Annotated in this window: 20 protein-coding genes; 10 read left to right on the forward strand and 10 right to left on the reverse strand. The window is 55.7% G+C overall.

Annotated elements, in window-relative coordinates:
• Positions 1-178 precede the first annotated feature (178 nt).
• The 4 genes from F560_RS0102975 (at position 179) to F560_RS0102990 (ending at position 5,695) form a co-directional block, all read left to right on the forward strand.
• Positions 179-1,288 (forward strand): sugar-binding protein, encoded by a 1,110-nt coding sequence (locus F560_RS0102975; RefSeq protein ID WP_019004222.1) that lies wholly within the window; start codon positions 179-181, stop codon positions 1,286-1,288.
• Positions 1,285-2,754 carry a sensor histidine kinase gene (locus F560_RS0102980; protein ID WP_019004223.1) on the forward strand — a complete coding sequence of 490 codons (1,470 nt, stop codon included), beginning with the start codon at positions 1,285-1,287 and terminating at the stop codon, positions 2,752-2,754. Before F560_RS0102975 ends, F560_RS0102980 begins: the two co-directional genes overlap by 4 nt.
• The gene (locus F560_RS0102985; RefSeq protein WP_019004224.1) at positions 2,729-4,054 is read left to right on the forward strand and encodes an AraC family transcriptional regulator; all 1,326 of its coding nucleotides are present in this window, start codon (positions 2,729-2,731) and stop codon (positions 4,052-4,054) included. The genes F560_RS0102980 and F560_RS0102985 overlap by 26 nt, the downstream gene beginning before the upstream one ends.
• A gap of 252 nt (positions 4,055-4,306) precedes the next feature.
• On the forward strand, positions 4,307-5,695 hold the full coding sequence (locus F560_RS0102990) for a sugar porter family MFS transporter (RefSeq protein WP_019004225.1): 1,389 nt from the start codon (positions 4,307-4,309) through the stop codon (positions 5,693-5,695).
• A gap of 146 nt (positions 5,696-5,841) precedes the next feature.
• On the opposite strand, the gene F560_RS0102995 is transcribed toward F560_RS0102990, so the two are convergent.
• Together F560_RS0102995 and F560_RS0103000 are read right to left on the reverse strand one after the other, a co-directional pair.
• On the reverse strand, positions 5,842-6,534 hold the full coding sequence (locus F560_RS0102995) for an LrgB family protein (RefSeq protein ID WP_019004226.1): 693 nt from the start codon (positions 6,532-6,534) through the stop codon (positions 5,842-5,844).
• Positions 6,531-6,887, reverse strand: a complete 357-nt coding sequence (locus F560_RS0103000; protein ID WP_019004227.1) for a CidA/LrgA family protein — start codon at positions 6,885-6,887, stop codon at positions 6,531-6,533. The genes F560_RS0102995 and F560_RS0103000 overlap by 4 nt, the downstream gene beginning before the upstream one ends.
• Before the next feature lie 250 nt (positions 6,888-7,137).
• On the opposite strand from F560_RS0103000, the gene F560_RS0103005 reads away from it, so the two are divergent.
• Positions 7,138-8,025: a daunorubicin resistance protein DrrA family ABC transporter ATP-binding protein gene (locus F560_RS0103005; protein ID WP_019004228.1), complete on the forward strand. Its 888-nt coding sequence runs from the start codon at positions 7,138-7,140 to the stop codon at positions 8,023-8,025.
• Complete coding sequence (locus F560_RS0103010) at positions 8,022-8,810, forward strand: ABC transporter permease (RefSeq protein WP_019004229.1); 789 nt, start codon at positions 8,022-8,024, stop codon at positions 8,808-8,810. Before F560_RS0103005 ends, F560_RS0103010 begins: the two co-directional genes overlap by 4 nt.
• A gap of 127 nt (positions 8,811-8,937) precedes the next feature.
• On the opposite strand, the gene F560_RS0103015 is transcribed toward F560_RS0103010, so the two are convergent.
• Complete coding sequence (locus tag F560_RS0103015) at positions 8,938-9,801, reverse strand: TetR/AcrR family transcriptional regulator (RefSeq protein WP_019004230.1); 864 nt, start codon at positions 9,799-9,801, stop codon at positions 8,938-8,940.
• 362 nt (positions 9,802-10,163) lie between these two features.
• Between F560_RS0103015 and F560_RS0103020 the strand changes: the two genes are divergently transcribed.
• The 3 genes from F560_RS0103020 (at position 10,164) to F560_RS0103030 (ending at position 13,244) form a co-directional block, all read left to right on the forward strand.
• On the forward strand, positions 10,164-10,817 hold the full coding sequence (locus F560_RS0103020) for a transcriptional regulator (protein ID WP_019004231.1): 654 nt from the start codon (positions 10,164-10,166) through the stop codon (positions 10,815-10,817).
• Positions 10,818-11,169: 352 nt separating this feature from the next.
• The gene (locus F560_RS0103025; protein WP_019004232.1) at positions 11,170-12,363 is read left to right on the forward strand and encodes an oxalate decarboxylase family bicupin; all 1,194 of its coding nucleotides are present in this window, start codon (positions 11,170-11,172) and stop codon (positions 12,361-12,363) included.
• A gap of 107 nt (positions 12,364-12,470) precedes the next feature.
• Complete coding sequence (locus F560_RS0103030) at positions 12,471-13,244, forward strand: cupin domain-containing protein (protein WP_019004233.1); 774 nt, start codon at positions 12,471-12,473, stop codon at positions 13,242-13,244.
• A gap of 410 nt (positions 13,245-13,654) precedes the next feature.
• Here the strand turns inward: F560_RS0103030 and trhA are convergent, their stop codons facing one another.
• The 6 genes from trhA to F560_RS0103060 all read right to left on the reverse strand — a co-directional run bounded on the left by trhA (position 13,655) and on the right by F560_RS0103060 (position 20,464).
• Positions 13,655-14,293 carry a PAQR family membrane homeostasis protein TrhA gene (gene trhA / locus F560_RS0103035; protein ID WP_019004234.1) on the reverse strand — a complete coding sequence of 213 codons (639 nt, stop codon included), beginning with the start codon at positions 14,291-14,293 and terminating at the stop codon, positions 13,655-13,657.
• Positions 14,294-14,590: 297 nt separating this feature from the next.
• Positions 14,591-16,243 (reverse strand): glycoside hydrolase family 13 protein, encoded by a 1,653-nt coding sequence (locus F560_RS0103040; protein ID WP_019004235.1) that lies wholly within the window; start codon positions 16,241-16,243, stop codon positions 14,591-14,593.
• Entirely contained in the window at positions 16,240-17,076 is an 837-nt protein-coding gene (locus F560_RS0103045; protein WP_019004236.1) for a carbohydrate ABC transporter permease, read from the reverse strand. The genes F560_RS0103040 and F560_RS0103045 overlap by 4 nt, the downstream gene beginning before the upstream one ends.
• Complete coding sequence (locus F560_RS0103050; RefSeq protein ID WP_019004237.1) at positions 17,076-17,951, reverse strand: carbohydrate ABC transporter permease; 876 nt, start codon at positions 17,949-17,951, stop codon at positions 17,076-17,078. Before F560_RS0103050 ends, F560_RS0103045 begins: the two co-directional genes overlap by 1 nt.
• A 103-nt stretch (positions 17,952-18,054) precedes the next feature.
• Positions 18,055-19,332: a sugar ABC transporter substrate-binding protein gene (locus F560_RS0103055; protein ID WP_019004238.1), complete on the reverse strand. Its 1,278-nt coding sequence runs from the start codon at positions 19,330-19,332 to the stop codon at positions 18,055-18,057.
• A 163-nt stretch (positions 19,333-19,495) separates the two neighbouring features.
• The gene (locus F560_RS0103060) at positions 19,496-20,464 is read right to left on the reverse strand and encodes a LacI family DNA-binding transcriptional regulator (RefSeq protein WP_019004239.1); all 969 of its coding nucleotides are present in this window, start codon (positions 20,462-20,464) and stop codon (positions 19,496-19,498) included.
• Between the two features lie 196 nt (positions 20,465-20,660).
• On the opposite strand from F560_RS0103060, the gene F560_RS0103065 reads away from it, so the two are divergent.
• Positions 20,661-21,110, forward strand: a complete 450-nt coding sequence (locus F560_RS0103065; protein WP_019004240.1) for a GNAT family N-acetyltransferase — start codon at positions 20,661-20,663, stop codon at positions 21,108-21,110.
• A gap of 28 nt (positions 21,111-21,138) precedes the next feature.
• Here F560_RS0103065 and F560_RS22320 read toward each other — a convergent pair whose 3' ends face one another.
• Positions 21,139-22,107 carry a helix-turn-helix transcriptional regulator gene (locus F560_RS22320; RefSeq protein WP_019004241.1) on the reverse strand — a complete coding sequence of 323 codons (969 nt, stop codon included), beginning with the start codon at positions 22,105-22,107 and terminating at the stop codon, positions 21,139-21,141.
• Positions 22,108-22,321: the final 214 nt, after the last annotated feature.

Genomic DNA, 22,321 nt, shown 5'->3' on the forward strand with positions numbered 1-22,321 from the left:
CGATGCCGCCGCGTTCGTCCGCTGCCCGCAAGTCGGTACGGCTCCGGCTCCGCGGGTCCGTATCGGCGGCCCATGCCGCTCGTTTTCCGTCCCGATGCCCGGCTTCGATGCATGCGCAGGGGTTTATTTTGTATAATGAGAGTTGTAAGTTCCAAAGCGACAGTTAAGGAGACCCCGAATGTCGAATCGAATCTGGAATCTGGGCATCGCTCTCCTCTCTTTGACGTTTTTCTTCCTGCTTGCGGGCTTCGGCGTCACCTCCTTGCACACCCGCCAGCTTGCGGGGCAGTTGAAGCCGGCGGATCCGGCGGAACCTTCGCGTCTGCGGGTCGGGCTGATTTCCCAGGAATTGAACAATCCGTTCTGGAGGTCGGTCGAAAGCGGCGCGCGGTCCGCGGCCGAGCGGCACGGCATGGATCTCGAGTACGCGGGACCGCTTCGGATCAACGCCGAAGAACAGGCCCGCCTGCTGGAAAAAGCGATTGCGAAAGGCACCGATGCGCTGCTGGTTCAAGGGCTGAACGAACCCGGCTACGCCCGGCTGATCGACCAGGCGGCGGCCAAGGGCATTCCCGTCATTACCGTCGACGCGGACGAGCCGAACAGCAAGCGGATCGCCTATGTCGGAACGGACAACAAGCGCGCCGGAGCGCAGATGGGGGAGCTTGTCGTCCGGACGATCGGCAAATCCGGCAGGATCGGCGTCCTGCTCGGCAGCAAAGCGAATAACCAGCGGCTCCGTCTGGAAGGGTTCCTTGGCGTCGTGAACCGTTATCCGGGCCTTGCCGTCGCCGACATCCGCTACTCCAACATCTCCCGCCTGCAAGCGGCCGGAGAGGCGGAAACGATGCTGCAGCAACATCCGGAGCTGCGGGCAATCGTCGGGTTCAGCGCGCTCGACGGCCCCGGCATCGCGGAGGCGGTTCAGCGCGTCGGCGCCGCGAACGTCAGCGTGTTCGCCTTTGACGATCTGGAGTCGACCAGGGAAGCGATCCGGCAGGGACGAATCGAGGCGACGATTGTTCAGCAGCCTTATCAAATGGGCGTGGAAGCGGTCGATCTGGTGCACGCCTATTTCCAGGGGGAAGAGATCGGGAAGCTGCACGTGACGGAAACGGCCGTCTTGAACCGCAATTCGCTTGCTAACGCGGAAAGCGGCAACGGCAACGGCAACGGCGGCGGCAACGGCAACGCGGCGGAAGGCGCAGACGGCTCCGACGGCACGTCGTCCGTTAACGGCGCATCCGACAACGGCGCTGCCGCCGACGCCGGAGGAAGCCGCCGATGAGCATACGCACCAAACTTTTGCTGATCATCCCGCTTCTTGTCCTGCTCGCCAATACCGTCACGTTTTTTCTGTTTCAGAGCTCGACGGTCGTTCAGGGAAGCTACGACCGGATGATGGACCGGGTCTTGTCCTACAAGCAGTCGGTCCTGACCGCCGAGCAGTCCCTGCAGGCCCTTTACAACTATTTGCTCGACCCCGCCCCCGAAGGGCGGGCCGAAGCGGAGCGAAGGCGCGGCGAGCTCGCGCAGCGCCGGGATGCGCTCGAACAAGCCGGCCACCCTTCCGCGCTCGTCTCCGCGGCAGCCGGTTACGTCCGCCTGCTGGACACGCTGGTCGGGCAGGAAAAAGCCGCCCTGACCGCGTCTTCTTCTCCGGCCGAGGCGCTGGCCGTGTATGAATCGGCGGAAACAACCTTGGCCTTTATCCGCGAGGAAGCGCAGCGGCTGGTCGACCTCGAGCTGGAGTTCGACCAGCCGGTGTTCCGCCGGGTTCAGGAGGAGAACGCGAAGATGAACCGGCTCGGCGCCGCCGTGATCGCCGTTCAGACCGTGCTGGGGATCGCGCTGGCCGTGTGGATCTCCCGGAGCGTCACCGAACCGGTCGGCCGGCTCGTCAAGGCGGCCAAGCGCGTCTCGGAGCGCCGGTCGTATGACGTTGTTCCCGCCTTGCCTCCCCCTTCCAAGGACGAGCTCGGCGTTCTGTCCGGCGCGTTCGTGCAGATGCTGGCCGACCTGAAAGCGTCCGCCGAGCGGGACCGGGAACGGCTGGAGCAGCGCCGGCTCGTCAAGGAGCTGGAGCTTCAGGCGCTGCAAAGCCAGATCCGCCCGCACTTTTTGTTCAACTCGCTGAACGTGTTGTCCAAGCTGGCGCTTCTGGAAGGGGCGGAGAAGACGTCCGATCTGATCGTCTCCATGTCGAAGATGTTCCGCTACCAATTGCGGAATCCGGACGAACCGTCCACGCTGCGGGATGAGCTTGCGCATGTGGCGGCGTACGTAGCCATCCAGCAGGCGCGCTTCCGGAACCGGTTCCGGTTCGAGACGGCCGTCGACGAATCCGCCCTGTCTGCGCCGATTCCGCCGCTGACGATTCAGCCGCTGGTGGAGAACGCGTTCGTACACGGCATCGAGCGTTTGGAAAAAGACGCCGAAATCCGGCTTACCGTCCGCCGCGAAGGGCGGGACGCCGTAATCGAAATCGCGGACAACGGAATCGGCATGGACGAAACGACGAGGCAAGCGCTGCTGCGCATGAATTACGAGCCGGCAGCGGACGCCGGCGGCCCGGCTGCGGCGTCGACGGGGCTTGGCACCCGCAACGTATTCCGAAGGCTCCAATTGTTCTCAGGACGCGACGACGCCGTCGACGTTCGGAGCCGTCCCGGGCAGGGCACGTCGATTACGATCCGTGTACCCTTGAAACGTGAGGAGGAGCAAAAAGATGTACCGCCTGCTGATCGCGGATGACGAAGCCCTGGAAAGGGAAGGCTTGGAGTGGATCGCCAGCCGCATGCTGCCGGATACGTTCGAGATCATCCATGCCGAGAACGGAAGACAGGCCATTGAGCTTGCGGAGGACCGCCGCCCCCATATCGTGTTTATGGACGTGCAAATGCCCGGCATCCAAGGCCTGGAAGCGTTGAAAGAGATCCGGAACCTGCTTCCGGACGCCAAGCTTGTGCTGGTGACGGCGTACGACTATTTTTCCTATGCCCAGGAAGCGTTGGCCCTCGGCGTTAAGGAGTATATCGTAAAGCCCGCCGGCAGAGAGCAGATCGCCGAATTGCTGCGGAAGCTGGTGGACGAACTCGAACGGGAAAAGGACAAAAGAGCCGAGCAGCTCGAGCTCAAAAGCAGGGTGTATGCGCTGCAGCCGCTGGTGGAAAACGAGCTGGCCTTGATGCTGATGGTCGATCAGGTGATCGACGCCCGGCCCGAGGAACTTGCGGAATGGCTCGATTTTCCGCTTGAGGACTGCCGCTGCCTGGTGCTCGCCTTTGCCGGCCACGACCCCGGCCTGGACAAGAGGGCGCTGTTCGAAACGATCCGCCGATTCGCCAAGTCGCACGGCCACTGCATCGTCAGCTCCATTCTCGAGCATCACCTGGCGGTGTTCCTGCGAAAGCCGCCGCAGGCCGAGGACGATTGGAAAGAGGAAGCCGTCCGGTTCGGGGAAAAGCTGCGGGATACGGTGCGTTCCCAACTGAAGGCCGACCTGTCCGTCGGAATCGGAACGCTGCGCAGCGGCGCGGACGGCCTTCGCCGGTCGTACTTCGAAGCGGTGTTCGCCTCGACTTGTTCCGATCGAAATGGAAGCGTTTGCCTTTTTGACGATTTAAGACAGGGAAGAACCGTGCAATTTCCGCACGAAGCAACCGAAGACGCGGCGCAGCGGAGCTATGTCATGTCGGCCCTGAACCGCATTCGCGAAATTCGCGAGGAGCAGACGTCGACGGTCATCGACAGAGCCAAAGCCTACATCCGCCAACGGTTTACCGAAGATTTGTCGCTGGAAGACGTGGCGGAATTCGTTCACCTGAATCCGTTCTATTTCAGCAAGGTGTTTAAGCAGCACGTCGGCGAGACGTTTATCGATTTCCTGACCCGGCTCCGGATCGAAAAGGCCAAGCAGTTGATCCGGGAAGACCAGTTCAGCATTAAGGAAGTATGCTACGAGGTCGGCTACAAAGACCCGAACTACTTCAGCCGGGTATTCAAAAAGGTGACCGGCGTCAGCCCTTCCGAATACCGCGCCCAGCTCCCGTAACCGCACGAATCCCGTCGCGCGCTGCCGTCCGTTTCCCGGCCGGGAAATGGACTTTTTTGCGTTGTTCAGGCCAATAAAGTGAAGATCGGACCCTCTCGCATTCCGCAATGCGCCCCCGCCGAATTATTGTGCGGAAATAGCGCAAATTATTGAAGTTGATTGTTCCCTCCCGGCTTCGCGCCCTGTGCTATACTTGTTCTCGCTTCCCCAGACCGGAAGCCGCTTGCATTACGCCAAGGGAGGCCTGAACAAATGTCAACCAACTTGCTAACCGCCGAACAAGCGGTTCGCCCGAACATGAAATATGTGACGCTGGTGTCCATCATTGCCGCGTTGGGCGGCTTTTTATTCGGATTCGATACCGCCGTCGTGTCCGGAGCCATCGGCTTCATGACGGACAAATTCGCTCTGAACGACGTTCAGATCGGCTGGGCCGTCTCCAGCCTGATCATCGGCTGCATCATCGGCGCCGCGTTATCCGGAACGCTAAGCGACGGGCTCGGCCGGAAAAAAGTGCTGATCGCCGCCGCCTTGCTGTTTATTGTCGGCTCGATCGGATCGGCCATTCCCGAGACGTTTACGGGATATATCGTGGCGCGCATGATCGGAGGCATCGGCATCGGCATTACCTCCACCTTGTGCCCGCTGTACAACGCGGAAATCGCGCCCGCCCGCTACCGCGGCCGGCTGGTCGCCTTGAACCAGTTTGCGATCGTAAGCGGTATTTTTCTGACGTACTTCATCAACTCGGGCATCGCGAGCTACGGCGACGACGCGTGGGATATCGCCAACGGCTGGCGCTGGATGTTCGGCGTCGGAGCCATTCCGGGAGTCCTTTTCATGATCCTTCTGTTTCTCGTTCCCGAAAGCCCGCGCTGGCTGATCAAGCAGGGCCGTCCGGAAGAAGCGCTGCCGATTTTGCTGCGCATCCACGGAGAGGAAGCGGCCAAGCAGGAAGTGCTTGAGATCAAGGAGTCCTTCAAAACGGAAAAGGCGTCGTACCGCGAATTGTTCAAGCCCGGCCTGCGCTTTGCGCTCTTCGTCGGCGTCGTCATCGCGATTCTGCAGCAGGTCACCGGCATCAACGCCATCCTTTACTATGCGCCGGAGATTCTGAAAGAGACGGGCGCGGGCACCAATGCCGCGCTGATTCAAACGATTTTGGTCGGCTTTATCAACTTTGTGTTCACGATTCTGTCCATCTGGCTCATCGACAAGGCCGGACGCAAGGTGTTGCTTCTGATCGGGACGTCGATCATGACCGTAAGCCTTCTGCTGATCGGACTCGTGTTCCACTCCGGCGATATTTCGGGACCGCTGGTTCTCGGACTGATCCTGATCTATGTGGCGGCTTTCGCCATTTCGCTCGGTCCGGTCGTCTGGGTGCTGCTGTCCGAAATTTTCCCGAACCGCGTTCGGGGAAGAGCGACGGCCATCGCCTCGATGGCGCTGTGGGCCGCGGATTACGTCGTTTCCCAATCGTTCCCCCCGCTGCTGAATTCGGCGGGTCCGGCCGCCACCTACTGGGTCTTCGGAGCGATGTCGCTGATCACGGTCATCTTCACCTGGCTGTTCATTCCCGAGACCAAGGGCCGATCGCTCGAACAAATCGAAGCGCTGTGGCACAAGAAACAAAGCTGAAAAACGGCTTTCGAACGAAGCGTCCTTGTCGGCGTACGCCGGCAAGGACGCCTTTTTCTGCCCGGCAGGCCGGGTTCTTGAAAATCCCCGCCCCTCCCCGCTTCGCCCCGATCCGCTTCCGCGCTTCCTCCGCCATTTTTCCTCGTTCAACGGCCAAACCACCAGATCAGCGGGATGTACAGCACGCCGGTCACGATTCCGTTCATCGCCATCGCAAAGCCGCTGTAGCTTCCCTGCGCCTCCGACCGGCGCAAAAGCCGCGACGTTCCGATGCCGTGGGCGGCCGTGCCGATCGCGATGCCGATCGGCAAATCGCCGCGAATGCGCAGCAGCTTGAGCAGCGATTCGCCCATCATGCTTCCGGCGAGGCCGGTCAGCACCGTCAGCGTCGCGCTGGTTTCCGGCGTTCCGCCCGTCATCCTGGCCAGCTCGACGGCGATCGGCGAGCTGACCGATTTCGGCAAGGCGGACAGAATCGTCTCGCGCGATCCTCCCAGCGCCCACAGGAGCAGTCCGGTCGACACGATCGACGCCACGGCCCCCGCCGTAATTCCGCCCAGCACGGCGGCAAGCTGCTCGCGGATTCGCTCTCCGTGCTTGTAAAGGGGAACGCCCAGCGCGACGGTCGCGGGTCCCAGAAAGAACGTCAGCAACTGGCCGCCCGGCTCGTAATCTTCGTAGGGAATACCGGTCAGAACAAGCAGGAGGATAATGCCGGCCGAGCTGAAAAACAGCGGATGCAGCCAGCGAAACCGCTTGCTCGCGATTAAGCCGGCACTGTACAGAATCACGCTGAGCGAAAAGCCGAACAAAGGATCACGAAACCATGGCGCCGTCATCGGGAGGCTTCCTCCCCGCTTGGCTGTTTCCGCAGCCTGGCCGTCACGCATCCGGCAACCGCGATCACGATCGCGGGCCCGAGAAGTAGGCTTGCGGCCAGCGGCAGAAGCTGCTTGCCCAGCAGCGGAACGATCGCCATCGACGCAACGATGTACGGGATAAAAAACAGCATCATGTGCTTCGTCAGAAATTGCGCGGCATCTTCCACCCACCGAAGCTTGACGATCCTGAAGTACAGCGCGAGCGTAAACAGAATAAGGCCGATCAGATTGGCCGGCATCGGCACATGCAGCCATTCTTTCAATCCAAGACCGAGCAGATTAAAGAAAACGAGAATGGCAAATCCAAGCAAAATGCTTCCCCCTTTACTTCGATGCGCGCCGCATACGCTTTACGTCCCCGCACTCTTCGATTCTCTTTTTCATCTTATCACAATCCCCGAAGAGACGGTCTTGTCCGCCCGAGAAAGCATCCATCCGCAGAGTTCCGCGGCTCCGAAGCCGGTATCGCCGGTTGAAAATCTTTCTTGCGCAAATACTGTTTATATAATATACTGTTTATTGTAAATACAGTTTATTGAGTGAATGGAAAGGGGCCGCTTCATGAAATCCTATGCGATCGAAGTTGCGGGTTTGCGAAAAAGATTCGGAAATCAAGTTGTGCTCGACGGAATCGACCTCGCGGTACCGGCGGGCGCCATTTTCGCGCTTCTGGGGCCCAACGGCGCCGGCAAGACGACGCTCATCCACATTTTGTCCACGCTGGTCGCCCCCGACGAAGGCACCGTGCGCGTGGCGGGGTACGATGTCGTAACCGAAAAAAACGAGGTGAAACGGTCCATCAGTCTCACCGGACAGTATGCGGCCGTCGACGAAATGCTGACCGGCGAGGAGAACCTGCGCATGATCTGCAGACTCGTCGGGTTGACGGCGGCGGAGTCCCGCGCCCGGACAGCCGAGATGCTCAGCCGCTTCGACCTGACGCCGGCTGCCAAAAAGCGCGTCAAGACCTACTCGGGCGGCATGCGCCGCCGGCTGGATCTCGCCATCAGCCTGGCGGCCAGCCGGCCGATTCTGTTTCTGGATGAGCCGACGACGGGTCTGGATACGATGAGCCGGCGCGTTTTATGGGATACCATCCTTCAACTGAAAGAGCAGGGCATCACCGTCTTTCTCACGACACAATATTTGGAAGAAGCGGACCAGCTGGCCGACACGATTGCGGTCATTTCCGGCGGGCGGGTCGTGGCGACGGGAACCCCGGAGGAACTGAAATCGCGCGTGGGCGGCGAGGTGCTCGAGCTGCGGAACGCGAAGGATGAAGTGATTCGGGTCGTCCCGACCGGCGGCAGCCTCCGGGAAATCAGGCGTACGCTTAACGAGCTCGCCGACACGGTCCCGCAGGAGACCAAGGTGAGCATTCGCAAGCCGAGCATGGACGATGTGTTCATCGCCCTGACGACCAAAGAACAGGAGGAATCGGCATCATGATTAGCCCCCATCCATCGGCTAAAACGGCGTCCTTCGCCACGACGAACGCCGTCTTCATCGGACGCAGCATTCGCCTCAGCCTGCGCAATGTCGAGGCGCTTATCATGGCCATTGCGCTTCCGATCATGCTCATGCTGCTGTTCACCTATGTGTTTGGCGGCGCGCTCGATCCGGGCGGAAACTATGTGAACTACGTGGTTCCGGGCATCATTCTGCTGTGCGCCGGATTCGGTTCGTCCATCACCGCCGTCGATGTAGCCCAAGACATGACCAACGGCATCATAGACCGGTTCCGAACGATGCCGATCCGAAGCATTAGCGTCATCACGGGACATGTCGCGGCCAGCCTTGTACGCAACCTGATCGCCACCGCCGTCGTGATCGGCGTGGCGTTCCTCGTCGGATTCCGGCCTTCCGCAAATTTCGCGGAATGGCTTATGGCGTTTGGCGTGATCGTCTTATTCATCCTTGCGTTCACCTGGCTCTACGCCGCCATCGGACTTGTGGCAAGCAGCCCGTCCGCCGCCAGCGCATACGGATTCGCGCTGCTTTTTCTCCCCTACCTGTCCAGCGCCTTCGTTCCGACGGATACGATGCCGGACTGGCTGCAAGGAATCGCGAACCGTCAGCCCATCACGCCGGTCATTGAGACGATCCGCGGCCTGCTGACCGGCACCCCGATTCGGGAGAACGCATGGTGGGCGGTCGGTTGGTGCGCGTTCATCCTGCTGGCGTCCGTCGTCTGGGCCATGCGGGTGTTTTCCCGGAAAGCGGGACGCCGCTAGCCAATCGGTCCCCAAAGCCCGTTTTGGATTTCCAAGCGCTGCTTTTGATGCGATATCGAAAAAACGAACCTCCAATCCCGCTTTTGCAGCGGTTTTGGAGGTTCGTTCGGTTTTATGCCGGGACCCTTTAGGTCTTCGCCTTCGGGGCTTGCTTGTTTTTGTCCGAGTCCTTCCGCATCTTTGAGGCCAGGTAAAACTCGATGCCGTCAAGAATCCGTTCCAGACCGAAATCGAAGTCGTTGCCGACGGTATTGTCGCTCTCGTTCTCGCCGGTGTATGCGCCGGACATGACGACCGGATACAGATCGGGAAAGCGCTCCGCCGTGACCAGCTGCTTAAGCGCCGCCGTATATTCCAGTCCGCTGAACGCGCCGGGACTGGTTCCGGCTCGAATCGCCCGTTCCATATCCCGCATAATCATCCCGCATGCTCGCGCGTAGCTGCTGACCAGGAGAACGATGGACATTTTTTCGTAATCGTTAAGCGGAAAATTCCGCAGCAGCCGAAGCGCCCAATCCACAATTCGCAGGTTGTTCGGCGTGATCGGAACGCCGGAGATCGGAATGTCGACGAACCATGGATGTTTCCGGATAATATGGATGCTCGCCCGTACATATTCGCGCATGCTTGCGCGCCAGTCGGCGTCCGTCTCCTCCTCGGGCGGAATCGGAATATCGCATACGGCGTCCTGCATGAGCAGCAGCAGTTCGTCCTTGCCGGAAATGTACCGATAGAGAGACATGGCGGTAAATCCCAAAGCCGCCGCGACCCGGCTCATGGATACCGCGGAGAGGCCGTCCTTATCGGCGATTGCGATTGCCGCCTCGACGATTTGGGGAATGCTCAGTTCGCCTTTCGGACCTCTGCGCGATTGCTTGACGAGCCCCCAACTGAGCGCCACCCCGGGAGGCAATTTTTTTACGGCTTCGTGATCCGTTTCATCATGCGTTTTGCGATCCGTTTCGCGTTCCAAGCCATCGTCTTTCCGCATATTTTCCTGTCCCCCATCCTGTCGCAGCAAACATTCCGTTCGCAAATCGGGAAACGGAACTTCGCAAAAGTGTTTATTATATAAACAGTATATCACAATTTGCGCTTCGAAAAAACGCGCCGTCGGAACGCGTTACGTATATGCAGATGACCGGGCCTATCGCGGCTTCGCGGAAATTCGGACATGAGGGCAAACGCTGTTGCCGAATGGTTCGGATCAGGCTATACTGGCTTTATAAAGACGGTCGTGAAGCACATGCCGCTTTAATACCCGACACCTCATGAAGATGGGTGTTCGGGCATTAAGGCGGTTTTTTGTTTTCGCGGCGCAAGTCAAGTCGGGCTAAAGAAAGGTGTGTCCACATGTTGCGATTCGAACAAAAATACGAAGAATGGATGCAGAACCAGATCGAGAATGAAAACAATCCCAGAAGACGCGAACGGCTTGAAACGGGACTTGGTCATGGAACCGTCGCCTTTCTTCGTTCCATCTGGTTTCCGGCCGTGGGAAACTTTGACCACTTGTATCCGGAATGGGAAGTGCGCGATTTCAACAATGGCTACCGCTACCTGGATCTTGCCTATATGCCCGGAGGCGCGAAGGGCGGGATTGAAATTCAGGGATACGGACCGCATGCAAGAGATCTTGACGTTAGGAGGTTTAAAGATTTATGCCAAAGGCATTGCTTGTTGTCGCTCGACGGATGGACGTTCTTGCCCGTAGCCTACCCGTCGATTACGGACGAGCCTAAACAGTGCCAACAGCTCGTTCTCGCCTTCATCGGAAAATTCGTCTCTACCGACGTGCCTTCCCGGCTCTCCTGGCTTGAGGCGGAGACGATGCGCTTTGCGCGGCGTTTGCTGCGTCCGATTGCCCCGCTGGAATTGGCGGAACATCTTAGGATCAGCGATCGGCATGCCAGGCGCATTCTCCATCGATTGGTCGAGCTGGACATGCTGAGTGTGGCAAGCGGAAAGGAGCGGGCGCGGACGTATAGACTTTCGAACGTAATATAAGCTGCAGTCGAATGCGGACAGAGAATCCGCTGTTTACAAAAATCGACGCAAAATCGGCTTGTTTCTTGACAGAGGATCCGCTATTTCACCTGAGTCGTTATGTTTTGCCTGGAATTTGATCGAATAACGGAACCTGTGTCCGATTCGCCCGGATTTTCGGCGTTTCTTAACCATTAGCGGAACGACGGTCCGGTCCGTTTTGTCCGATGCGCCCGACCACGCCGGGCGGCTGCACCGTTCACGTGTCGAGGCCATCCAACCATTGAACTTCATAATATCCAAACCCAATCCATACTCTTATTTGTAGAATGAAAAATGATGCGCGCATCATTCTTAGGAGGAAACAAACGGCATGAACAATCCTTATCCAAATAACGCAAAGCCGTTTCACGTGCCGCAACCGATCCGAAGCGACGGCGCCGGCGGTCCGGACTATGGTCCGCGCGATATCCTGAGGGACAGGGAAAATCCGGACATGCTGGTCCCGCCCGTAACGGATTCGGGCTTGCTGCCCAATCTAAGAATGTCTTTCTCCGACACGCATATGCAGCTGAATCATGGCGGATGGTCCCGGGAAATTACCGTCCGGGAATTACCGATTGCCACTACGCTGGCGGGCGTAAACATGAGCTTGACGCCGGGCGGCGTGCGCGAAATGCATTGGCATCAACAAGCGGAGTGGGCGTACATGATTTGGGGCAGCGCGCGGATTACCGCCGTCGACCAAGACGGACGAAATTTTATCGCCGACATCGGCCCGGGAGATATCTGGTATTTTCCTGCCGGCGTGCCGCATTCGATTCAAGGGCTGGCGGAAGGATGCGAATTTTTGCTCGTTTTCGATAACGGGACCTTCTCCGACTTGAACACCTTGTCCATCTCCGACTGGTTCGCGCACACCCCCAAAGACGTTCTGTCCGCCAATTTCGGCGTTCCGACCAGCGCTTTTGATTCCATTCCCGACAAGCAAGTTTATATCTATCAGGACTCCGTTCCCGGTTCCCTCGAAAGCCAGCAGGTTCAATCGCCATACGGCACCGTTCCGCTCAGCTTCAAGCACCGCCTGTTGGCTCAAAAGCCGATCAAAACGCCCGGCGGAAGCGCGCGCATCGTGGACTCCACCAATTTCCCGATTTCCAAAACCATTGCCGCAGCCCTGGTCGAGATCCAGCCCGGCGCCATGAGGGAGCTGCATTGGCACCCCAATAACGACGAATGGCAATACTACCTGACGGGAGAAGGACGGATGACGGTATTTGCCGGCGACGGGGCTGCGCGAACCTTCGATGTCAGAGCGGGCGATGTGGGGTACGTGCCTTTCGCGTTCGGCCACTACATTCAGAACACCGGAACCCAGACGCTGTGGTTTCTGGAGATGTTCAAGAGCGACCGGTTTGCCGATATTTCCTTGAACCAGTGGATGGCGCTTACCCCGCGGGACCTTGTTCGGAGCAATCTTCATGTCGGGCCGGAACTGCTAGACGCTCTGCGGAAGGAAAAATGGCCCGTCGTCAAATATCCCGGTTTCTCCTATTATCCGAAATAACGGTCATAACACCCTTCATGAAAAATCGGCGCACTTTCCTTTGGGATCATTCATAAGCTATCCCGTCAGGCAAAAGCCTATTTTCGTATGAAGGGCAGGAAATCAATATGGCGGTTTCATATATGGACTATACTTCGCCATCCGTACAATTTACGTACGATTTGAGCGACAACCTTTATTATCAAAAAGACCGGCGGAATTACATCCTTGCGCTCTCCATTCAACAGCTTAACACCTTGGGCAACATGTCGATACTGGATATTTACCTGAGCAAGGGGAATGTGATCGAGCCCCATTATCATCAAAACGCTTCCGAACTGGTTTACTGCGTTTCGGGAGCGGCCGTCGTTTCCCTGATCAACCCGTTCACCAAAGAGCTTCGCCATTTTCCGATCCGGCCGAGGCAAGTGGCCAACGTTCCCCAGGGATGGTGGCATTATGAAATCGCTACGGAAGACCACACCCAGCTGTTGGCCGTTTTTGACGCCCCGATTCCGGAAATCATTACGGGTTCGGACCTGCTGCGATTGACCCCTGCTAACGTGTTGGCCCATACCTATTGCCTTAACGAACCCCAATTGAAGGAAGTGTTGGCGCCGATTACCGACACCGTTATTATCGGACCGCCGAGCGATTGCAAAACGGACGCGGTGCAAGGCCTGACGGGGTCCCATCCCGCCAAAGCCAACTCGGCCAACTTGGCCAATTCAGCCATCCCGTCCTATCCGCCCTATCCGGTCCATCCGGCCACGGGCCATTCGGCCTACCCCGCCTATCCGTTTCCGGGATATTACGGCCAGACGCACGGCCGGCCCTATCCTCCGGACGCCGAATATTCGCAGCAGCCGGGGGTCGGGAACGGGTGGGGGCACTGGTACTGACCGGCAACTCGCGCCAATATGCCGCCGGCGCGTCCACGCTTCCCGCAATCGACTTGACCCGCGTCCACAGACTCGCTTCCCAACGCGCCTATTCGTTCCTGCTTCCGCATTTTGTTCATAGCGAGGTGCGAATGATCCCCTTATACGCAGCATTCCTTTCTTTTGCGGGAGTATAAGGGGATGATCTTTGCAAAGGCCGCCTTTCCCATCTCGTCGTCAACTCCGAAGAAGACGGAAAACCGGTTACCCTCGCGCTCATGACGCAAATGTATCGCGGCGGATATTGCTCGGCATTGTCTCTCCCCTCGGAGAGCTGCAATCGGCTCCCTACGCGGGCACGCCAGGCAACCTTATCCCGGCTCTGACCGGTAAACCGGCGGCCGTGCTGGCCCGGTGGCCGCGACAACCGATTACAGAACATACAGAAGAATCGCAAAAAAATGAAGTGCCGAGCCGCCCATGACAAAAAGGTGCCAAACCGCGTGATGGTAGCGGAAAGCCCGCCATACGTAGAACACCGAACCTAGCGTATACAACACCCCGCCGGCAACGAGCAGCCGAAGCCCGCCCGGAGCCATGGCCGTTTGCAGCGGGTGCCAGACGAGCACGACCATCCACCCCATCAACACGTAAAATAAGGTAGAGATCATCACGAACCGCTTCGTAAAAAACGCCTTGAACACGACGCCCGCAACCGCCAGCCCCCAGACGATGCCGAACACGGTCCAGCCCAGCGGGCCCCGCAGCGCAGTAAGCATAATCGGGGTGTACGATCCGGCGATGAACAAGTAGATGCAGGAATGGTCGAACGTCTCGAACAGATCCTTGACCTTGCCTTCGCGCCAAGCGTGAACGAGCGTAGACGCCGTGTACAGAAGAAGCATCGTTACGCCGTACACGGTGAAGCTTGCGACATGCCAGGCCGTTCCTTTCAAACTGGCGAATACGATCAGCAGCGTCAACGCGGCAACACTGAGCAGCGCGCCGCCCCCGTGCGTCACGGCGTTGGCCACTTCTTCTCTCCGCGAGAAAACATGCGTGCTTGCCACGGCCGTCCCTCCTATCGCTTTCTCTCCATAATGCCGCTTCCGGCACCATGTGCCCGATACAGACCCATTCAGTTGGGGGTCGGGTACCATATTATAACATATTGCATATTAACGCAGTACCGTCATAAATTAACGCAACAAAAATAAAGACTGCCGAGACGTTCTCGACAGTCTGCCCTCCCTGCAAGGGAGGTTTTGGGGAGCCATCCGATGGACGAGCCGTTATGAGCAGCCGTCCGCCGGGTAAGCCGCTGCGCCCAGCCGTCCGCTGAACGAAACGCTATGCGCAGCAAGCCGTTAAGCGCGGCGGATCGCGTAAATCCGGGCTTCGTGGGGACGAAGCTCGATGCGGTCATCGGTATCGGCTTCGTTCTCCGGATAATTGGAAAGCAATAATTGCAGGGCGGAAGCCGGATAGTCGGAAGGCAACCGCATGGACGACGGCTCGTCCGAGTGGTTGAGCACGATGAGCCAGCGGGTATCGCCCAAGGTTCGGGTATACACGTAAAGGTGCTTGTCCTCCATCCACTCCGGCAGCTCTTCGAAATCGCCGTACACCATGACCTCGTGTTTTTTGCGCAGCTCAATTAGCTTCTGATAGTACCGGTAAATGGAATTCGGATCGGACAAATCCTTTTCCACGTTGATCTCTTTGTAATTCGGATTTACGTTGATCCAGGGAGTGCCGGTCGTAAATCCGGCATGGAGCGAATCGTTCCACTGCATGGGCGTGCGGGAATTGTCCCGGCTCAACGCTTGCAGGCTTTGAAGCACTTCCTGCGGATCCCGGCCTTTCCGAACCTCTTCGTCGTAGCGGTTTTTCATCGCAATATCGTTGTATTGATCGATCGAATCGAACCGTACGCCGGTCATGCCGATTTCTTCGCCCTGATAAATATATGGGATGCCCGGAAGGGTGTGCAGCATGGTGGCCAGCAGTTTGGCGGATTGCACCCTGTAAGGGCCGTCGTTTCCGTACCGGGTCACTTGTCTCGTATGATCGTGGTTATTCAAAAACTGGGAATTCGTGCCTTTTCCCCACAGAACCTTATACCAGCGTCTCTGAATCTCCTTAAAGCGGAGCATGTCCCACGCCGGCATCTCATCGCATACTTCGAAATGGAATAACGTATTCAGTTCCTTGCGGTCTTCGCCGACAAATTTCAAGCCTTCCTCGGGAGAGACGAACGCCGTTTCCCCCACCGTCACGATATCGTAATGACGGAACACTTGCTCATTCATTTCCCGGATATAATCGTGCAGACCGGGATTATTCGTTAAATAACGGATGTCCTCGGGATTTTCGGCATCGGGGAATCCTTCCGGCTTGGCCAGCAAAGCGATCGCGTCCAACCGGAATCCGTCTATGCCTTTATCCAGCCAAAATCTCATCATCCGATAAATTTCCCGGCGCAATTCCGGGTTTTTCCAGTTCAAATCCGGCTGTTCGACGGCAAACGAATGGAAGTAATATTGCCCCGTCGCCTCATCCCATTCCCACGCCGACGGCGAGAAATAAGAACGCCAATTGTTCGGAGGTTCGCCGTTTTTCCCATCTCTCCATATATACCAATCCCTCTTGGGATTGTCACGGGACGACCTGGATTCCAGAAACCACGGATGCCGGTCGGACGTATGGTTGACCACCAGATCCATGATCAGCTTCATCCCGCGGGCGTGGACTTCCGAAAGCAGTCTTTCCCAAATGTCCATCGTGCCGGCTTTCGGCATGATCGCTTCGTAGTCGGAAATATCATATCCGTTGTCCTTGTCGGGAGACTCGTACACGGGGTTCAGCCAGATGATGTCGACGCCCAGATCCCGAATGTAGTCCAGCTTTTGGATCAGCCCTTCCAAATCGCCGTAGCCGTCCCCGTCCGAGTCGTAAAAGCTTCTCCAATAAACTTGATATACAACGGATTCTTTCCACCATGTCTTGTTGTTGTTCATTTAACCGCTCCTGCTGCAATTCCTTTAATGATATATTTCTGTGCGAAAAAGTAGAAGATGACAACCGGCACAATCGCCAGCGTCAAACCGGCCATCGCCAGGTTCCACACGATGGTGAACTCACCGAAGAAGTAGAAGGTCGACAGCGGAATCGTGCGCAACCCTTTGTCGGATAGCGTGAGCGACGGAAGCAAGTAGTCGTTCCACATCGAGATCACGTCCAAAATCGCAATCGTGACCGTGATCGTCTTCAGCATCGGAAACACGATTCTCCAGAACAAGCCGAACTTGCTGCAGCCGTCCAGAGTTGCGGCCTCCTCCAGAGCGACCGGCACGGATTTGATGAAGCCGTGGTACAGGAATACCGCCATGCTCGCATGGAAGCCGACGTTCATATAGATCAATCCCTCATGCGTATTCAGCATCGGGATGTGAAGGTGAGTGCGGATCCAGTCCATCACCTGCATCAGGGGCATCATCAACGTTTGGAAAGGAATCAGCATCGTGGCGACGAACGTCAAAAAGATGGCTTTGCTTACTTTATTGTCCTTCCGGACCAGCATCCAGGCCGTCATCGAAGACAAAATCACGACGATGATCACCGAAACGACGGTCACGTACAACGAATTGCCGAATGCCGTGAGAAAGTTCATCTTCTCCATGGCTTTGGCATAGTATTGAAAGCTTAGCGAAGAAGGCAGCGCCAGCGTGTTTTCGTACAATTCCGCGCGGTTTTTGAAGGAGTTGACCACCATGATATAGACCGGCGACAGGAACGCAAGCGCAAAAACGAATAGCAAAATTTCCAAAATCCATTTGCCTGTTCGTTTCATTACATTTGCACCTCCCGCTTCTTCGTGATGATGACTTGGGTCAAGGTAAGGACCGCCACAATCAGGAAGAACACGATCGCTTTGGCCTGACCGATTCCATAGTGGCTGTAGGCGAAGATTTCATTGTAAATGTTCATGGCGAACATTTCCGTGGCGTTATTGGGTCCGCCCTTCGTCAAGGACAGGTTGACGTCGAAAATTTTGAACGCGCCGGAGAGCGTAAGGAACAAGCAGATGGTGAAGGACGGCATGAGCAGCGGGAATACGATTTTGGTCAATCGGTGCCACAGATTCGCGCCGTCTACCTTGGCGGCCTCCATCATTTCGTCCGGGATGCTCTGAATGCCGGCAATGTAGATCACCATCGTATAACCGGCCATTTGCCAGGCAAAGACAATGACCATCGCAATCAACGCAAATTGCGGGTCGAGCAGCCAGTTGAAGAAAATGCTTTTGAGGCCTGTTTTTTCGCCGACGGAGTTAAACGCATCCGTAAAAATGAATTGCCAAATGTAGCCGAGAATCAAGCCGCCGATCAGATTCGGCATGAAGAACATCGTTCGCGCGGCATTGCTTACGCGAAGCCCGTTCGTGACGAGCAGAGCCAGCAGCAGCCCTGCCAGATTAACGACAATTAGCGCCAAAACGGTAAACTGAATCGTATGCCAAGCGGATTGAAGAAAGCGTTCGTCTTGAAAAAGTTGGACGTAGTTGTCAAAGCCGACAAACACTTTGGGATTGGCCGGAATGCCGTCCCAGCTTACAAATGAATAGCCGATCCCGATAATGAACGGAATGATCACGACCGTCGTAAATATAAATATCAAAGGCATCGTAAATAAAACGTACCAGCCGATGTCCTTTTTGGTATTCATATTCGATCACTCATTTCGGATAAAATTCGGTACTGCCGGAAGAAAAACGAAAGCCTGAAGCCACGATTGGAGGCTAGGCTTTCGTTTTCTGTCCAGGCAATCTTTATTGTTTTGCAGCTTTGGCCCATGCGGCGTCCAGCTTTTGCAGGAACTGTTCGCCGGTCATGTTTTTGTTCAGGAAGAACTCTTGCGTGGCGGGAGCCAGGTCGTTGACGATGATGCCTTGCGGGAAGTAGTTCAGGGCCCAGGGAATCGTTTGCCCGCTCTTCGTTGCTTCGTACACCGCTTGAGACAGCGGGTCCAGATCTTTTGCCTCGATATTTACCATCGCCGGAATGAATTTGAACTCGTTTACGATCGCGTTCTTGCCGGTTTCGCTCGTAAACAGCCAGTTCAGGAAGGCGCTCGCCGCTTTGATTTCATCCGGGCCGGCCTTGCCGTTGATCACCCAGTTGCTAGCCACGCCTACGGCCAGTTTGTTGTTGCCTGCCAGCGGGAACGGCATCATGCCGATTTCAAAGCCCAGATCCCCGTAATCCTTCAACATGGCGTAGCTCCAGTTGCCTTGATGAACCATGGCCGTTTTGCCGGTCGCGAAGTCGCCCATTTGAGTATCGTATTTGACTTCCAGCGGGTTTTTGGTATTCGCTTTAATCGCTTCCATGAATTTGGCGAATTCTTGGAATTCCTTCGTGTCGGCCATCTTGACTTCGCCTTTGTTCAGCTTCTCGATAAAGGCTTGCGGGTCCGGCTGCAGCGCAAACGGAGTATTGATAATGTGTCCGATCAAGAAGTACGCTTCTTGCGAAAGGCTCAGGCCGTTTTTGCCTTCCGCCTTGAATTTCTCCAGCGTTTTGGTGAAAGAAGCGAGATCCGTGACGTCCTTCGGATCGACCAGGCTCTTGTTGTACACCAGGCCGAAACCTTCGACGCCGTACGGAACGCCGACGACTTTGCCGTCAATCGTCAGCGCCATATTGGGCGCAATGTCTTTCACATACGGTTCGTTGCTCAAATCGTAGTAGTACGATTTGAACTTTTCCGCTTCCGCGCCGGTAGCGACGCTGAAAATCGACGGTCCTTCATTCGCGGTAAGCTTGGCTTGAAGCTGCGTCGCATAGCCGTCGCCGGCAGCGCCCCAGACTTCCACCTCGTTCCCGGTTTCTTCCGTATACTTCTTCGCGAGCGCTTCCAATTGCTCGGCGATTTCAACTTTCGATTGGAAAATCGAAATTTTCTTCAGCTTTTCCGGTGCAGCCGAGGAAGAAGCCGTAGCGGAAGGGGAAGCGGAATTGTTGCCTCCGGAACCGCCGCATCCGACCATCGCCGCGATCATAGCCGTCGCCGTCAGTAAACCAAAAACTTTTTTTACCTTTTTCACTTGCTCCGACCCCTTAGTAATCAAGATAGTAAAATCCTCAATTCCTAATATATTGGCCAATTCGGCAATTGTCAATAAAAAATGAATGCGTTTACGTAAAAAATCTTTAATAAAATAAATTAAAATTTTACTAAAACGTCCGTTTTCTTTACTTTTCTTCTGTTTATTTCACCGTTCTTCTCCATTTGACGGTTGCGCTCAGCTTGAACGGTTCCTTGCCTGCCGTTCCCTTCATCATCGCCAGCAGCTCCTTGGCCGCCAAATAACCGCTCTCGTAGCGCGGAATGGAAATGGTCGTCAGCCCCATCATCGCCGCCGCCTCGGAATCGTCGAATCCGGTCACCGAAATATCCTCCGGCACCCGGATCTTGTTTTCTTCAAACGCCTTGATGGCGCCAATGGCCATATTGTCGTTCGCGCAAACCAGCACCTCGGGCAGGTCGTTGCTCAGCATCATGATTTTGGCCGCCTGATAACCGCTTTTCTCGCGGTAATTGCCGTGAAAATAATTTTTCCGGTCAAAGTCGATTTTATTCTTCGCCAAAGTGTCCGCAAATCCGGCAAAACGTTCCTGATTGTCCAGCGTAAAGTCCAGTCCGCCGATAAACCCGAACCGCTTGAAGCCCCTGTCGACCAATCCCTGCACCATTTCGCACATCGCCGGATAATTGTCGACGATCACGCTCTTGGTTTCGGCCTGTTCGCTTTTGATGATTCTGTCCATCAGCACGACGGGAAAGTCCGGCTTGGCAACGGAAACCAGATAATCGTCCGTCAGGCTTGCGTCCAGAACGATGGCGCCGCTCGCAAAGCTGCCGTGCATGAAGTTCGCGGCGGATTTGTTCGTGCAAATAATCAAATCATAGGCGTTTTCCGTAAGACAAACGCTGATCCCTTCGATAATTTTCAAGTAAAAATCGCGGTCAAAGTCGCTGAAGACGAATACGACCGTGTTGGATTTGACGGATTTTGCTTTATTGGTTAATGTCTTCGGATCATACCCGTGTTCCAAGCAAATTTGCAGAACGCGTTCTCTAGTCGCTTGTCCAACATTTTTGCGCCCGTTCAGCACATTGGACACCGTAGAGATTGAAACGCCCGCAAGCTTTGCAATCTCTTTCATCCTTATCATGCGATCATGCCCCCTATGAAGCCTTAATAGTTTATATATCATACGGCATCGATTTTTGTAAAATTGTTTGTAAAATTTTATTTGGCATGGGCCCTTATCGCGGAATGGGCCAAAGTATATTATCGGTAAATATAAATTAAGCTATGATTTCTATAATTTGGGTGTATAATGAAAAAAACGACGTTAGGTGAAGAAAATGAATGATGACGCATATATTAGACGAATCAACCAGGACGAAATCCATAAGTTAATGGATTTGTACAAGCATTTGCACCCTGACGACCCTGAACTTCAGGCCGATCGTTTGAATTCGCTCTGGGAACAAATTTATCCTAACCCAAATATGCATTACATTGTCGCCGATCTGGAGGGGCAATTGGTTGCATCATGCGTTTTGGTCATCATTCCGAACTTGACGAGAAACGCTCGTCCTTATGGGCTAATCGAAAACGTGGTCACGCACCCGCTTTTTAGAAGAAAAGGTTATGGAACGAAGGTGTTGAGAAAGGCTTTACAGCTTGCATGGGAACGGAATTGCTACAAAGTCATGCTGCTTACCAGTTCGAAAGAAGAGAGGACCTTAACGTTTTATGAAAAAGCCGGATTTAAAAGGGGCGTGAAAACAGGATTCATCGCAACGCCGTAAAAAGGGACGATCCGTTTACGGATGGTCCCTACGTCCTGGAATATTGCTTGACCAGGCGCGCAGCCTGCTCGCAAATACGGTCCCGCAGCTCTTGCGGAGCGATGACGTCGACCCGGCCGGCAAGAGAGAAGACGGAGGACACGGCCGCATCCGGATGTTCGAAGCTTGCCTGCACCTCTATCCTTCCGTCCTTTGCCCCCTCCGCATCCTCCCGCACTTTCACTTTAAGGACCCCGTTCATCCTACAGATAAGCGGCAGCGTCTCCGCATCCGTCTGCAAAACCACCGAATACCGGGCGTGTCTCGACACGTATTCCTTTGTCCAAAGGCGCCAATAGGCTTCCAAATCGAAGTCGTCAGGGCGGTCAAAGCTATTCTCCGTTAGGCGGAAAGACTCGATTCTTGCCATCCGGAAAGCTCTTATGTTTCCATCCGCTTTCCCTACGAGAAACCACATCCCCTCCTTCAGAACGAGTCCGTAAGGGTCAAGCGTCAATTCATGCTTAAAATGGCGCCGATCCGCATAAACCATCTGAGCCTGCCTCTGTTCCCAAACGGATTGCCGCACCCTCTCCATCAAATCCGGCTTCTCTTGTTGTCCGCGCCATCCTTCCATATCGAGAAAAACCCGGTTGCGAATCCATTCGGCAGCCATTCGATGCTGATCCGACAGGTTGTTCAGGATTTTCAAAAAAGCGGAATTCAACGAATAATGAAAGCCCAAACGCTTAAAGGGCTGTTCGTTCATCCGCATAAAGAGCGCATGAATTTCCGACGTGTTCAGACCGTCGACCTTGGCGCGGTAATCGGCAGAAAGCGTGAAGCCGCCGCCCAGGCCGGAATCCGCATGAATAGGGACTCCTGCCGCGCTCAACGCGTCCATATCCCGATAAATCGTCCGTTCGGATACTTCCAGTAGCTGCGACAATTCCTTTGCCGTCATGCGCCCTTTTAGCTGAAGATGCATGAGGATGGAGATCAACCGGTCCGCCCGCACCTTACATCCTTCTTCCCCCGATAGATCGATTTTATTTCAACACACTTTATCACTCCCTGACAGAAGATGTCAAGGATTCTATGCTATCCTGAATGCCAGGCAAACCGCTTCATTCGACAATCGCGAGGTTGTATACCATGATGGCATTCTTGACGAAATGGCTGAGTCCCCATAGGGATGCAACATTGTTGCATACGGTTGCGCTGTTGCGCAG

This window comes from Cohnella laeviribosi DSM 21336 (assembly GCF_000378425.1).
GTDB lineage: Bacteria > Bacillota > Bacilli > Paenibacillales > Paenibacillaceae > Cohnella > Cohnella laeviribosi.

Coding starts and splice junctions, on each gene's coding strand:
- F560_RS0103060 (WP_019004239.1), bottom strand. CDS start 20,464: ATGATAAGGATGAAAGAGATTGCAAAGCTTGCGGGCGTTTCAATCTCT.
- F560_RS0103025 (WP_019004232.1), top strand. CDS start 11,170: ATGAACAATCCTTATCCAAATAACGCAAAGCCGTTTCACGTGCCGCAA.
- F560_RS0103005 (WP_019004228.1), top strand. CDS start 7,138: ATGAAATCCTATGCGATCGAAGTTGCGGGTTTGCGAAAAAGATTCGGA.
- F560_RS0102995 (WP_019004226.1), bottom strand. CDS start 6,534: ATGACGGCGCCATGGTTTCGTGATCCTTTGTTCGGCTTTTCGCTCAGC.
- F560_RS0103030 (WP_019004233.1), top strand. CDS start 12,471: ATGGCGGTTTCATATATGGACTATACTTCGCCATCCGTACAATTTACG.
- F560_RS0103065 (WP_019004240.1), top strand. CDS start 20,661: ATGAATGATGACGCATATATTAGACGAATCAACCAGGACGAAATCCAT.
- F560_RS0102980 (WP_019004223.1), top strand. CDS start 1,285: ATGAGCATACGCACCAAACTTTTGCTGATCATCCCGCTTCTTGTCCTG.
- F560_RS0103040 (WP_019004235.1), bottom strand. CDS start 16,243: ATGAACAACAACAAGACATGGTGGAAAGAATCCGTTGTATATCAAGTT.
- F560_RS0103015 (WP_019004230.1), bottom strand. CDS start 9,801: ATGCGGAAAGACGATGGCTTGGAACGCGAAACGGATCGCAAAACGCAT.
- F560_RS0102990 (WP_019004225.1), top strand. CDS start 4,307: ATGTCAACCAACTTGCTAACCGCCGAACAAGCGGTTCGCCCGAACATG.
- F560_RS0102985 (WP_019004224.1), top strand. CDS start 2,729: ATGTACCGCCTGCTGATCGCGGATGACGAAGCCCTGGAAAGGGAAGGC.
- F560_RS0103010 (WP_019004229.1), top strand. CDS start 8,022: ATGATTAGCCCCCATCCATCGGCTAAAACGGCGTCCTTCGCCACGACG.
- F560_RS0103045 (WP_019004236.1), bottom strand. CDS start 17,076: ATGAAACGAACAGGCAAATGGATTTTGGAAATTTTGCTATTCGTTTTT.
- F560_RS0103050 (WP_019004237.1), bottom strand. CDS start 17,951: ATGAATACCAAAAAGGACATCGGCTGGTACGTTTTATTTACGATGCCT.
- F560_RS0103020 (WP_019004231.1), top strand. CDS start 10,164: ATGTTGCGATTCGAACAAAAATACGAAGAATGGATGCAGAACCAGATC.
- F560_RS0102975 (WP_019004222.1), top strand. CDS start 179: ATGTCGAATCGAATCTGGAATCTGGGCATCGCTCTCCTCTCTTTGACG.